Genomic DNA, 13,790 nt, shown 5'->3' on the forward strand with positions numbered 1-13,790 from the left:
AATAACTTTTAATACCTGAGTCGGGTTCAGGCACGGTTTTTCGACGTGGATTCACTCAGTTTCCGCCCGGTGTACTCCGAAATGAAACCCACGCAGTTCCCGGCTAAAAAACCCAGTAGCGTCACCGTCCAGTTCAGCCCGGTGGCGAAAAACAGCGTCATGCCAAGGAAACCGCCAGGAATAAACGAGGTTAACCAGAAGCGCCCCTGCCAGACGATGACGGCGGAAAACGGTACGGTCATGACCACACCTGCCCAGAACGAAGAAAGCCCGCTCGCGGAAGCCAGCCATCCGGAGGCCAGCGCCGCCAGAAAGGCCCAGACGGCACCGGTGTAGTTCACAAACAGGCTTTTCACAAACCCCGCCTTGCTCCCCCCGGCAGCATAGAAGCTGCAAAACGCGACAAAGCCAATGGTGCCCAGTAATTCCCAGCCTGGAGCCAGCCCAACCCTCGAGGACACCATCTGCCAGAGACCTGCACAAATGCCGACAGTAATGCCTGTTGCGGTGAGTCCGTTCATCTTTATCTCCCGTTATTAACGTCTGGATAGAGTGGTTTCGTCCAGCAACTATATAGAAAGAAAACCCGATTGAGTTAAGGGGAATAGCAGCAAAGAAATAAAGGGTGCACTACAGCACAGTCTGTGCGGATTGTTAAAAACCATTCAATAATTAATCCGCTTATGGCGAATAAAATTTAAGCGGGTTCTTTTCTATAAATTTCGTTGCTATTCTCAGTCCATCAGATACAGCCACAAAAATCAGGGGAATGATCATGACAAATACCAGTCTGATGACAGACTACCTAATGGCTGCGCAGCAGGGTGATGTAAAGAAATTAACCGCCTGTCTGGAACAGGGAGTGGATGTGAATACCTGTAACCGCCAGGGGCAGACGGCCATTATTCTGGCGAGCCTGCATAAAAAATATGACTGTGTTACGGCGTTAATTAGCGCAGGCGCGGATATTAATCAGCAGGATCAGACCTGTTTAAATCCTTTTCTACTGAGCTGTCTGAATAACGATCTCACTCTTTTACGCTTAATTTTAGCAGCCAGGCCCGATCTTAATCGATTAACGCGTTTTGGCGGCGTGGGATTAACGCCCGCCTGTGAAAAAGGCCATCTTGATATCGTCAACGAGCTATTAACGCAGACGACGATTAATGTGAATCATACCAATTTTGTTGGCTGGACGCCGCTACTGGAAGCCATTGTGCTGAATGACGGCGGTGCTACGCAGCAGGCGATAGTTGCCTTACTGCTGGAAAAGGGGGCCAGTCCACATATGACGGATAAATACGGTAAAACGCCGCTGGAACTGGCACGGGAAAAAGGCTTTGAGGCGATCGCCCAATTGCTGATTGCCGCAGGAGCCTGACGAAGGAGAAACGTTATCGACACCCCACGACGGCGGTGTGTGCAAGCGCTAACTGCGGATGCGGGCTTTCTCTGCGAACGCGGTAGTGGGCGGGTCGAACAGGTCTTTTCCCGGGCGGTCAATCTGTATCTCCCGGCACAGCACCAACTACTGACGCTGCTGTGTGAAGAGTATGACAACGCGCCCAATAGCGCCCGGTTAGCACTCACCCACTTTGACGGTCTGTTCCGGCCTGGTGAGTTGGTTCAGTTTCATCCTTCGGGAATAACGGTGGGTGATGATAAATGGATAGACAAGACATCCTGTCATGACTGGCACATGCCGAAACTGCAGCTGAGTCCCGAAAGGTTCCGGCAAATTCCCTGGCAACGGTGGAGCGAACTAATCCATCAACAGTTACAGGAGAATGAGACATTATTTCTCTGGCGTGGAGATAATCCATTTTATCAGGCAATTTGCCACGAACTACAGCTTCGACGAAATACGTTATTACGTGCAATGCGAAAAGGAATCGAAATTGCGCCCGCGGTAATCCAGATGATGGGGTTAGGTATTGGCCTGACGCCCTCCGCAGACGATTATCTGGTTGGTCTGAGCATTATTTTATTTATTGCTGGTCATCCGGCGGGAAAATACAAGGAGGCATTTTGTTCGGCACTGCAATTGGGCAGGGAAAATACCACGCTGCTTAGCGCGATTACGCTGGAAGCGGCATTTGAACAACGTTATCGCGAAAATATTGCCGGGTTTATTCGCTGCATGATTAATGAACCCAACGGCTTTTCTATCCAGTCTATTGCCAATATTAAAAATATTGGCTCAAGTTCCGGTTGCGACATGCTGTATGGCATGGCGGATGCCTGCGCGCTGAGCCAAATATATGGAGGGAATTATGTCAGTTAAGATAGTCATTAAAAAGAATACCTATTTTGATTCCGTGTCGCTTATGTCCATTTCCACCCGCGCCAATAAACTCGACGGCGTCGATCAGGCGTTTGTGGCGATGGCGACCGAGATGAACAAAGGGGTGCTAAAAAATCTGGGGCTGTTGACGCCGGAGTTGGCTGAGGCGAAAAACGGCGACCTGATGATTGTGATTAACGGCAAAGACGGCGCAGACAACGATCGGACGCTGGCGGCCATTGAGGAGTTGTTCAGCAAAAAAGCGGAAAGCGGCTCGCACGAAGCGCGTTATGCCACGCTGGCCAGTGCGAAAAAACATATTCCGGACAGCAATCTGGCGGTAATTTCGGTTAACGGCCTGTTTGCTGCCCGTGAAGCGCGCCAGGCGTTGCAAAACGATCTGCACGTGATGCTGTTTTCTGACAACGTCTCTGTTGAAGACGAACTGTCGCTCAAACAGCTGGCGCACGAAAAAGGGTTGCTCATGATGGGGCCGGACTGCGGTACGGCGATCATCAACGGTGCTGCACTGTGCTTTGGCAACGCGGTCCGTCGCGGCAACATTGGCATTGTGGGCGCCTCGGGGACCGGTAGCCAGGAACTGAGCGTACGCATTCATGAATTTGGCGGCGGCATTTCGCAGCTGATTGGCACCGGCGGACGCGATCTGAGTGAGAAAATCGGCGGCCTGATGATGCTGGACGCCATCGCAATGCTGGAAGACGACCCGGAAACGGAAATCATCGCGCTGATCTCAAAACCGCCAGCCCCGGCAGTCGCGCGTAAGGTACTGGAGCGTGCGCGTGCCTGCCGTAAGCCCGTCGTGGCCTGCTTCCTTGGGCGCGCAGAACCGCCAGCTGACGAGCAGGGTCTGCAGTATGCTCGCGGGACGAAAGAGGCGGCACTGAAAGCGGTGCTACTGAGCGGCGTGAAGAAAGAATCGTTAAACCTGCATTCGCTGAACGAGACGCTGATTGCCGAAGTGCGCGCGCGTCTGACCCCGCAACAGAAGTACATTCGCGGTCTGTTCTGCGGCGGCACGCTGTGTGATGAAACCATGTTTGCGGTGATGGAAAAACATGGCGACGTCTACAGCAATATTCAGCCCGATCCGGCCTTCCGCCTGGCGGATCTGAATCGCAGCGTTAAGCACACCTTCCTCGACTTTGGCGATGACGACTTCACCAACGGTAAGCCGCACCCGATGATCGACCCCACCAACCGTATCAGCCGTCTGCTGCAGGAGGCCAAAGATCCGCAAGTGGGTGTGATCGTGATGGATTTTGTGCTTGGCTTTGGCTCGCACGAGGATCCGGTTGGTTCCACGATCGATGCGATCAAAGAGGCGAAAGCGATCGCCGCCGCTGAGGGGCGTGAGCTTACGATCCTCGCCTATGTGTTAGGCACCGATCTCGATGCCCCGTCGCTGGAAAAACAGAGCCAGATGCTGAGCGACGCGGGCGTGATCCTGGCAAGCAGCAGCACCAATACCGGTCTGTTGGCGCGTGAATTTATCTGCAAAGGGGAGGAAGCCTGATGAGCCAGTCACTGTTTACCCAACCGCTGAACGTCATCAACGTGGGTATCGCAATGTTTAGCGACGATCTGAAAAAACAGCATGTCGATGTCACCCAACTTGACTGGACGCCGCCGGGCCAGGGCAACATGCAGGTGGTGAAGGCGCTGGACAGCATTGCCGATTCGCCGCTGGCGGAGAAAATCGCCGCTGCGAACCAGCAGGCGCTGGAGCGGATCATTCAGTCACATCCGGTGCTGATTGGTTTTGATCAGGCGATCAACGTTGTGCCGGGCATGACGTCGAAAACCATTCTCCACGCCGGTCCGCCCGTTACATGGGAAAAAATGTGCGGCGCGATGAAAGGTGCGGTCACCGGCGCGCTGGTATTTGAAGGGCTGGCAAAAGATATTGATGAAGCCGCTGAGCTGGCGGCCTCCGGTGAGATTATCTTCTCGCCGTGCCACGAGCATGACTGCGTCGGTTCGATGGCGGGTGTCACTTCTGCTTCCATGTTTATGCACATTGTCGAAAACAAAACTTACGGCAACATTGCGTACACCAACATGAGTGAGCAGATGGCGAAGATCCTGCGTATGGGAGCCAACGACCAGAGCGTGATCGACCGTCTGAACTGGATGCGTGACGTGCAGGGGCCCATGCTGCGCGATGCGATGAAGATTATCGGTGAAATCGATCTGCGCTTAATGCTGGCACAGGCGCTACATATGGGCGATGAGTGCCACAACCGTAACAACGCGGGCACCACGCTGCTGATTCAGGCGCTGACGCCGGGCATCATTCAGGCCGGTTACCCGGTTGAACAACAGCGTGAAGTGTTCGACTTTGTTGCCAGCAGCGACTACTTCTCCGGCCCGACGTGGATGGCGCTGTGTAAAGCGGCAATGGACGCGGCGCACGGTATCGAATACAGCACGGTGGTAACCACGATGGCACGTAACGGCGTGGAGTTTGGGCTACGGGTTAGCGGCCTGCCGGGTCAGTGGTTTACCGGTCCGGCACAGCAGGTGATTGGCCCCATGTTCGCAGGGTACAAGCCGGAAGACTCTGGTCTGGATATTGGCGACAGTGCGATTACCGAAACCTACGGCATCGGCGGTTTTGCGATGGCCACGGCACCGGCTATCGTTGCACTGGTCGGCGGAACGGTGGAAGAGGCGGTCGATTTCTCCCGACAGATGCGTGAAATCACGTTGGGCGAAAACCCGAACGTCACCATTCCGTTACTGGGCTTTATGGGGATACCGACGGCGATCGACATTACCCGCGTCGGTAGCAGCGGCATTCTGCCGGTGATCAACACCGCGATTGCGCATAAAGATGCCGGTATCGGCATGATTGGCGCCGGGATTGTCCACCCGCCGTTTGCCTGCTTCGAAAAAGCGATCCTGAGCTGGTGCGAACGCTACGGCGCATAACCACTCACCCCCCGGCGCTTTCTGAGCCGGGGGTTCTTTCTCAACACACACAATAATCCCATCACACTCTGTACCGGAAACCTACACGATGAAAGAACTTGTGGTCGTTGCCATTGGTGGCAACAGCATTATCAAAGATAACGCCAGCCAGTCGGTTGAACATCAGGCCGAGGCGGTGAAAGCCGTCGCCGATACCGTACTGGAGATGCTGGCATCGGACTACAATATTGTGCTGACCCACGGCAACGGCCCGCAGGTTGGACTGGATTTGCGCCGCGCGGAGATCGCTCATGAACGTGAAGGGCTACCGCTGACGCCGCTGGCAAACTGTGTCGCCGATACGCAGGGGGGAATTGGCTATCTGATCCAGCAGGCGCTGAATAACCGACTGGCGAAGCGCGGCGAGCAGAAAGCCGTCACCGTCGTCACCCAGGTGGAGGTGGATAAAAACGATCCGGGATTTACCCATCCCACTAAACCCATCGGTGCGTTCTTTAGCGAAGCCCAGCGCGATGAATTACAGCGGGTTAACCCTGGCTGGCGGTTTGTGGAAGATTCCGGGCGCGGCTACCGTCGGGTTGTCGCGTCACCTGAACCGAAGCGCATTGTTGAGTCGGAAGCGATTAAGGCACTGACTCAGAAGGGCTTTGTCGTTATTGGCGCGGGCGGCGGCGGGATCCCGGTGGTGCGCGGCGAGCAGGGCGATTATCAGAGCGTCGATGCGGTTATCGATAAAGATCTCTCTACCGCGCTGCTGGCGCGCGAGATTCAGGCGGACATTCTGGTTGTCACCACCGGCGTTGAGAAGGTGTGCATTCACTTTGGCAAACCCGAACAGCAGGCGCTGGACTGGGTCGACATCCCTACGATGACCCGTTATATGCAGGAAGGTCACTTCCCGCCGGGCAGTATGCTACCAAAAATTATCGCCAGCCTGGCTTTCCTCCAGCACGGCGGCAAACGCGTCATCATCACTACGCCTGAGTGCTTGCCTGCGGCCATTCGCGGCGAGACGGGCACCCATATCGTCCATTCATAACAGGAAGCAACGATGAAGGAAAACAAAAGCCGCCGTGAGTTTTTGAGCCAGAGCGGGAAGATGGTCACCGCCGCCGCGCTATTGAGTGCTGGCGCGCCGGTCGCCTATGCGGCAACCTCTGGTGCAGCAACCTGTGACGCCAGAGGCACCATGACGATTAACGATACCCATTACTACCTCGACAACGTCCTGCTTGAGACGGGCTTTGACTATGAGGGCACGGTCGCGGTTCACACGCGTACGGCGCTGCAAACCGTGGAGATTCAGGCGGGCAAAATTGTCGCGCTGCGCGACAACAAAAGTCATCCGGACGCCACGCTGCCGCATTACGATGCGGGCGGCAAACTGATGCTGCCGACCACGCGCGACATGCACATCCACCTCGACAAAACGTTCTACGGCGGGCCGTGGCGTTCGCTGAACCGTCCGGCAGGCACGACCATTCAGGACATGATCAAACTTGAGCAAAAACTGTTGCCAGAACTGCAGCCCTATACGCAGGAACATGCCGAAAAGCTGATCGACCTGCTGCAGTCGAAAGGGACCACCGTGGCGCGCAGCCACTGCAATATCGAACCGGTCTCTGGCCTCAAAAATCTCGAGAATTTGCAGGCGGTACTGGCACGGCGTAAAGCGGGCTTCGATTGTGAAATCGTGGCGTTCCCACAGCACGGCCTGTTGTTATCGAAATCAGAACCATTGATGCGTGAAGCGATGCAGGCCGGCGCGCACTATGTCGGCGGGCTGGATCCGACTAACGTCGACGGCGCGATGGAAAAATCTCTCGATACTATGTTCCAGATCGCTCTCGATTATAACAAGGGCGTGGACATCCATCTGCATGAAACCAGCCCGGCGGGCGTCGCGGCGGTGAAGTATATGGTTGAAACGGTTGAGAAAACGCCGCAACTGAAGGGCAAGCTGACCATCAGCCACGCCTTTGCGCTGGCGACGATGAATGCACAGCAGGTTGATGAGATTGCCGCACGCATGGCGGCACAGCAAATATCCATCGCGTCAACGGTGCCGATTGGCACGCTGCATATGCCGCTTAAGCAGTTGCACGATAGCGGCGTGATGGTGATGACCGGCACGGACAGCGTGATCGACCACTGGTCGCCTTACGGTCTGGGCGACATGCTGGAGAAGGCTAACCTTTACGCCCAGCTCTATATCCGTCCCAATGAACAAAGCCTTTCCCGCGCGCTGTTCCTTGCGACAGGTAACGTGCTGCCGTTGAACGAGAAAGGTGAGCGTGTCTGGCCGAAAGTGCAGGATGACGCCAGCTTTGTGCTGGTGGACGCCTCCTGTTCTGCCGAGACGGTTGCACGAATTTCACCACGAAGCGCCACATTCCATAAGGGACAACTGGTGTGGGGAAGCGTCGCACGCTAAACGGGGGAGAGCCCGCTACGGTTGCGACGAGACGGTTTTTTCGTAGTGCCAGGCAGTGCCGTGATCGTTGATCGCGTCATAGCGGATCGACGAACACGGCGCACCACGTCCCTGTAGCGGTACCGGGACAGTAGAAAGCGGTGCGATCATGACGCCGCTTGCACTGCCGGCTTCACAGCTTATTCCGGCCAGCGTGATATGCCACGGGGTAGGGTTGGTTATTTGCAACTGATTCTGTGGTCCAGCATACGTCACGCGCAGCTTTTCTGCGTCGCTTTCCTGGAGCACGCCAATGCCCTGCGGACGGATAAACAGCTTCATGCGGATGCGTAATGGCAGTACCACTTTTTGTGCCGCCTGCGCATCGGTCTGCGTCATGGGGGGAATTTGATACACATTCAGCCAGTAAAGCGCTTCACGATCGCGCGGCAGGGCGGCGGTGTCGGTGAGTTGCAGCGTAATGCTGCGCAACTCGCCGGGCTGCATTTTAAACACCGGCGGCAGCGCGATGACGGGCGTCGTCTCCTCGTTGGGCTGGCTCGACGGATTGCCCGTATCGGTCCAGACCTGAACCAGTGCCGGCTGCTGCGGGGAATTAATCAGCGCCAGCGACGTGCTTTTGTCACCGGCATTAAAAATCACTCGGGTCACTTCGCTATTCACTACCGCGTGGCTGGAGAACGGCAGAACGTTCAGTAGCAACGCGCTACTGAAAGCTAACCACCACCTGAAGTTGTGCATAAACTGATCCTGCTGTAATGGCTTCGCCAGGAATTGCTTCCAGCGAGGCGGTGAATTCACCGTTGTAAAATTCGGTCGAACCGCTTGAGGTTTTACTGGTTAAATCGGCATAGCCATACCACCCTCCGGCGTTGCCCGTCGCGGTCGCCGTCAGATTCGGCAACAGGTTGATGGCGCTACCGCCCAGTTTTTCGCTGTAAATACGAATGCCTACGCCGGACGCCACGCCGCTGGCACCGTAATGGTTATCGAGCAGCCAGGTCCAGGCCCCCGATCCGGTCTTGAGCCCTAACTGGTTCGCCGCATTCGCCGCCGTCAGGTTATTCACCAGAAACCCCATCGCCACATTCGCTTTGCTGGTGGTCGAGACCGCGGTACTGGAAATCGCGCCGGTTTCGCATTCGACGGTGATGTTAAAGGGCGTCTGCGCCGTGCCGCCGCCGCTCAGTTCACCAACGCTAATCGGCGGCAGGCGGACGATGGCGGGATAGTCGTCGATCCGACAGGCGGCGCCGCGCACAAAGTAACTTTGACTGGTGAGCGTCCAGCCGCCTGGCCACTGCATGGCACCCCAGCCGTCGTAATTGGTTCTGCTGTCTGCGCCGTCAAAGAGTCCGGAACTCATGCCACCGCCGTGAAAGGCGATATAGCCCGCCGGCCCCGCGTAGGTATAGCCATAGCGATTTGAACCGTTCACGCCTTTCGACGCGTCATCAACCCGAAAAAGCTCAACGAAAACATCGCTGAAGGCGCTGCCCGGGATGTAAATATAGGTCCCGTCATTAAACATCTCGCTTTCAGGGATGAGGCGTGTTTTCCAGTAGCGCGAGTAGTATTGCCCGGTTTTCAGGTTCGTCAGTCGGAGCGCCACGTTTTTGACGTAGGTGTAGTACGCGCCTTCAATACCCGCAACCGCTTCTCTGCCGCCCCAGGCGTCATCGCCGTTGGTGGCGTAATACTCATACACTTTGCCGATTTCTGCGACATCACAGCGGAAATAGATTTGGTTGGCGTTGACGCCCTGGGTGCGGCCGTTAGGCACAAAGCTGGCCGTTGAGCTGGCGAGCAGCGTGCCTTCACTCTGAAAGCCGGTGCCGCTGCTTAAGGTGATGACGCCGGGCAATCCCAGTTTGCCTTTTACTTCGCTATCGCCAACGCCACCCCAACTGGCGCCGACGTAGCCTGCGTCTTTTGCCACCTGCGACAGGTCGTTGGCTGAGGTCACCCTTTTACAGGCAGACCATGCGGGCGGTGTCAGTACGACAGCGACCAGCAGTAGCGGGAGGACAGAGGATAATTTCATGAGTCATCATTCCTGGCGACAAGGTAGCGTGAGTTGATACAACGGCGTGTCGCTCGTCGTCGGCAATTGATACCAGACCTGGCACCGCTGAGCGGCATTTTTGCCCCACTTAACAAACAGCACGCCGGACTGCGCGGCGATTCGGGCGTAGATTTGGCCGCCCTGACCCATGATGCCCACGTCGTCACCGTTGCCGTCCGTGACGTCCGCGCCCATCGGCGGCAGGCTGCCGTCGGGCAGGGTGGTATTGATCAGCGTCGCTTTGCCGTGAGTGGTCTTGAACGTCACGCGGGAAATCGCCCCTGCATAGGGGACAAGGCGCTTGCTGCCGCCCTGAAGTTCGACGTCATCGGCCATATTCTGGCTGTCGAGACTGATGGTGTTATAGCGATAGGGCGTTAGGGACGGGAGGATCGCGTAGCCGAAACGGTCTACCGTCGCGCCCTGACCATTACGTATCGTCGCACCGCGTGCGCCCGGGGCCTCTACCAGTGCGAAGGTGTCGCTGGTATACGGGCCAGCGGTAATTCCGCCGCGATGGGCGACCAGCGTACCGGACATGCCCAACCCATACTGCTGATAGCTGTCACCCCGGGAGGCCCAGGCGCGGAAGGCACCGACGGAGGTGCGGCGTTCAATATTACCGCCCCAGGTTGAGCTGTCGCCGCTATCATTGTTGTGCTCAATACCGCTGTAGAGCGCCCACGAGGTGGTACTTTTCTCGCCCGTTGTCCCACTCATCCCGACCGTTGCCGTCCGGCTGTCGCGACTGCGGTTCATGTCCAGATTGATCTGCGAACGGCTGGAGCCAAAGTCGAACGGAATCGAAATCCCCAGCGACACGGTGTTTTCGGTGTATTTACGCTGGTTCTCATTATCGAAATCGCGATCGTTGACGCTGCTGAAGTAGCGGCTGGAGTAAGTGCTACGCTGGCGTGCGGCGCTGACATTGAAGCTGATATCCCGCCAGCTATTGCTGTAGCCGAGCTGTAGTTGAGTGATGCGTGAGGCGTTGTTGTAGTAATCCGACGTGCTGCCGGTAAAGCTCAGCATGCCCCAGTTGCCCATCGGCTGGCTGAGGGTCGCCGAGAAGTTGTTCCGCTGATTGAGCGTGTCGGAGTAGTAGGTGGTGCCGCTTTTTTCCTGGCGACGCACGCCGAGTACGTCCTGCAAATCGCGATAGCCGCTGGTGGAATAGCGATACGCTGCGAGGACCAGGTTGGTTCCGGTGGTGAAGGTTTTACTATAACTCGCCTCGACGCGCCAGCCCTGTTGCTTCTCGTCATTTTCTACACGGGCGCTGGAAAATACCGTGTTCAGACCGAAGGCGCCGACAGAGGTCGCCAGCACGCCGCCCGCGAGAATGGCCTGATAATTATCCGCCAGTCGCGACCCCATGTTGGCCGTCAGCACGTTGCTCATCCCGCGCTGCAACACACCTTCTATAAACTTATTTTCCACGCTGTAGTACTGACGAACGTAGCCCATCGCCAGTTCGTAGTTCCAGTTACCGGGACGAATCGAGTCTGGTACGGCAGAGTAGGGGACGGTAAAGCGCGATACCTGTCCGTTGGCGTCAATCACATCGACCGTCAGATCGCCCTGACCGCGGGTGTTGTACAGATCGTTAATGACGAAGGCTCCGGGCGCGACAGTGGTCTCGTAGATGACTTTTCCCTGCTGGCGCACAACGACATGGGACGTTGTGGTGGCGACGCCGCGCACTTCCGGCGCATAGCCCCGTTTTCCCTGTGGCCACATGCGCTGATCGGTGCTGAGCTTGACGCCGTTGAATGACAGACTGCCAAACAGACTGCTGTTGGTGTAGTTATCACCGAAGGCAATGATGCTGTCCAGTTGCGGCAAAGGCCGTTGTACCGAGGTGGCGACCGCATTGTATTTGTAGTGACCTCCCGTCTGATTGTCATCGGCGTAGCGCAGGTTACCCTGATGACGAACCTGCCAGAGGCCAAGGTTGATCCCACCGTTGATATTGCTCCACAGATAGTCATAGCGCAGATGGCTGTCCGTGTTTTCGGTATGGTAAAAATTGGTGTTGTGGCGCAGAAACAGCGCGGTTTCACCGGCATCCCATTCGGATACCGGAATGAAGCCTCTTGGCGAATGTAACAGCCCCGCCTGAGGAATCACCATGTTCAGGCGTAACGTGCTTAAATCCACTTCCCAGTTGATTTTCTGTCCCAGACTGTCAATTGGCAGACACGCGTCGGGCGTAGAATTTTGCGTTGTACGAATAGCACTGGCGGCAATCAGTTCAGGTGACAGACAGGGCTGAACCCGCGCATTGTCGCCTTCCGGTTTTACCAGCGTGATTGACTCCTGGTGACGAATCAACTGGTTATTGAGATAGACGTCGAGCACATAGTTGCCCGTTGAAAGCGCGTCATCTCGCTGATTAAAGCGATCCAGATCCAGTGTCTTACCCACATCGGAACCCTGCAAAAGCGCCGGGTCAAAGTAATATTCCGCGCACGCCGTCGCCGGGGTTAACGCCAGGCCTATCAGGGGCGCGACGACGTTATAGCGGATAGTCGGCACTGATGCGTGCTCCCTGATCGTTGATCAAGGTAACGCGTACGCGCTGTGCGTCAGCGCCAGAGGTACGCGGAAAGTGAAACGTTTCGCTGGCAAAGGGCGAAATCATGTCGTTTTTGGGGTGCAGAATTTCCGATGAGCGACCGGGTTGCAGGACCGCAACCGTGACAAAATAAGGCTGGTTATTTTTTATGCTTATCGCCAGTTCTTTATTTCCGCTAATACGTTTGACCTGCAGATTTTCCAGCATTTTTTGCGGATCGCCGACGAGACCTGCCGGGCGATAAAAAAGTTTAACCCGATTGCGCAACATAATCAGCAGACTGTTTTGTTTTTCTGTGTGGGTCGCGGATTGTCCGGCATTGGCGGGCGGGATCTGCATGAAATTAAAATAGACCAGCGATTCCCTGTCCTGAGGTAATGCTTTCCCCCGGGTGTAAACAATACGAATGATTTGCCCTTCTCCAGACTGAATACGAAATGCCGGAGGTGTGGCAATAAACGGAACCTGCGCAGATTTATCCGGACCATCGGCCATATTGCCGTTATCGAACCAGCTCTGGACAACATAGGGAATGGCATCTTTATTTTTCAGATGCACATCGGTAGATTTCGCTGCACCATTATAAATAATACGCGTTCCTGTCATCGTAATACTGGCATTCACGTGGCTACAGCAGGCGCTAAAAAAGAGAAACAGGCAACCTGAAATAAACGGACGATAACGATGAGAAGTTCGCATTGTATTTTCCCTGAAGGTGGGTGGCGGGAGTTCATTCCCGCCAGGACTACTTTTACTGATAAGAAACGGCGTATTGCAGTGAGGCCAGCACCGTACCGGTGGTGGCGGCACCACCGCTGTAATACTGAGCTTTATAGGTCGCGCTCGCGGAGTCCTTGTTAGCGGCGAGAGAGAGGTCGCCGGTACCGGTAAAGGCGCTGCGGAAGTCAATTTCATCGCCGCTGGTATCGAGGATTTGGATCTCCACATCTGTCGCAGAGCCCGTGCTGCCGAGGTTCCCGGTGGCTGAACTGATGTTGTTGCCAACGAAGACCGTTGAGATCTGCACGCCAGAAGGTGAGCCGGTACAGTTGCTCACACCAACATCAAATGTCGTCGCGCCAGCCACCTGATTGGCATTCAGTTCGGTGGCCGTCACGGTCGGCAGCAATACCACCGGAGAGGCATCAGAGCCATTTACCGATATTGAACAGGTCTCGTCACTCACTTCACCCATAAACGTAATGGTGTTGTCAGAGGCTAGTGCATTCGTGGAAAAGAGCGCAGAGGCCATCAGCGCCGAAAGGAAGGCACGATTTAAGGTCATAATATAAACTCCATTTTTTTCAGTCGTGTTGATTTACCCTGCGGGACAGGGTTCTTCCATGCGCAGGGACATTTATCGCGATGGCTCTGTGCGGGAATGGGGACAAAATAAAATAATTGGTGATTTTCTTAAAAGGTGAATGCTTCCTGTATCAGGAATATCGTAACGGCAATGATTATATTTTCGTAG

12 protein-coding genes are annotated in these 13,790 nt (G+C 55.6%); 6 read left to right on the forward strand and 6 right to left on the reverse strand.

Annotation, left to right across the window (positions count from 1 at the left end; translation table 11 throughout):
* Positions 1–26 precede the first annotated feature (26 nt).
* The gene (locus GBC03_09265; GenBank protein QFS70383.1) at positions 27–521 is read right to left on the reverse strand and encodes a DUF1097 domain-containing protein; all 495 of its coding nucleotides are present in this window, start codon (positions 519–521) and stop codon (positions 27–29) included.
* Between the two features lie 254 nt (positions 522–775).
* Between GBC03_09265 and GBC03_09270 the strand changes: the two genes are divergently transcribed.
* The 6 genes from GBC03_09270 (at position 776) to GBC03_09295 (ending at position 7,673) form a co-directional block, all read left to right on the forward strand.
* Complete coding sequence (locus GBC03_09270) at positions 776–1,381, forward strand: hypothetical protein (protein QFS70384.1); 606 nt, start codon at positions 776–778, stop codon at positions 1,379–1,381.
* A 39-nt stretch (positions 1,382–1,420) separates the two neighbouring features.
* Positions 1,421–2,284, forward strand: coding sequence for a DUF2877 domain-containing protein (locus GBC03_09275; GenBank protein QFS70385.1), 864 nt, complete (start codon positions 1,421–1,423; stop codon positions 2,282–2,284).
* Entirely contained in the window at positions 2,274–3,821 is a 1,548-nt protein-coding gene (fdrA, locus tag GBC03_09280; protein QFS70386.1) for an acyl-CoA synthetase FdrA, read from the forward strand. Before GBC03_09275 ends, fdrA begins: the two co-directional genes overlap by 11 nt.
* A complete protein-coding gene (locus GBC03_09285; protein ID QFS70387.1) occupies positions 3,821–5,239 on the forward strand; it encodes a DUF1116 domain-containing protein in 1,419 nt (472 codons plus the stop codon). Before fdrA ends, GBC03_09285 begins: the two co-directional genes overlap by 1 nt.
* 88 nt (positions 5,240–5,327) lie before the next feature.
* Positions 5,328–6,278, forward strand: coding sequence for a carbamate kinase (locus GBC03_09290; GenBank protein QFS70388.1), 951 nt, complete (start codon positions 5,328–5,330; stop codon positions 6,276–6,278).
* A gap of 12 nt (positions 6,279–6,290) precedes the next feature.
* Positions 6,291–7,673 (forward strand): amidohydrolase family protein, encoded by a 1,383-nt coding sequence (locus GBC03_09295; GenBank protein ID QFS70389.1) that lies wholly within the window; start codon positions 6,291–6,293, stop codon positions 7,671–7,673.
* Between the two features lie 15 nt (positions 7,674–7,688).
* Here GBC03_09295 and GBC03_09300 read toward each other — a convergent pair whose 3' ends face one another.
* Genes GBC03_09300 through GBC03_09320 form a run of 5 tightly spaced genes read right to left on the reverse strand, consistent with a single transcriptional unit; the run spans position 7,689 to position 13,601 of the window.
* The gene (locus GBC03_09300) at positions 7,689–8,414 is read right to left on the reverse strand and encodes a fimbria/pilus periplasmic chaperone (GenBank protein QFS70390.1); all 726 of its coding nucleotides are present in this window, start codon (positions 8,412–8,414) and stop codon (positions 7,689–7,691) included.
* The gene (stbD, locus tag GBC03_09305; GenBank protein ID QFS70391.1) at positions 8,380–9,717 is read right to left on the reverse strand and encodes a fimbrial usher protein StbD; all 1,338 of its coding nucleotides are present in this window, start codon (positions 9,715–9,717) and stop codon (positions 8,380–8,382) included. The genes GBC03_09300 and stbD overlap by 35 nt, the downstream gene beginning before the upstream one ends.
* Before the next feature lie 6 nt (positions 9,718–9,723).
* Positions 9,724–12,276, reverse strand: coding sequence for a fimbrial outer membrane usher protein (locus GBC03_09310; protein ID QFS70392.1), 2,553 nt, complete (start codon positions 12,274–12,276; stop codon positions 9,724–9,726).
* The gene (locus GBC03_09315) at positions 12,257–13,015 is read right to left on the reverse strand and encodes a fimbrial chaperone (protein ID QFS70393.1); all 759 of its coding nucleotides are present in this window, start codon (positions 13,013–13,015) and stop codon (positions 12,257–12,259) included. Before GBC03_09315 ends, GBC03_09310 begins: the two co-directional genes overlap by 20 nt.
* 52 nt (positions 13,016–13,067) lie before the next feature.
* Positions 13,068–13,601 (reverse strand): fimbrial protein, encoded by a 534-nt coding sequence (locus GBC03_09320; GenBank protein ID QFS70394.1) that lies wholly within the window; start codon positions 13,599–13,601, stop codon positions 13,068–13,070.
* Positions 13,602–13,790 lie beyond the last annotated feature (189 nt).

This window comes from Citrobacter telavivensis, assembly GCA_009363175.1.
GTDB lineage: Bacteria > Pseudomonadota > Gammaproteobacteria > Enterobacterales > Enterobacteriaceae > Citrobacter_A > Citrobacter_A telavivensis.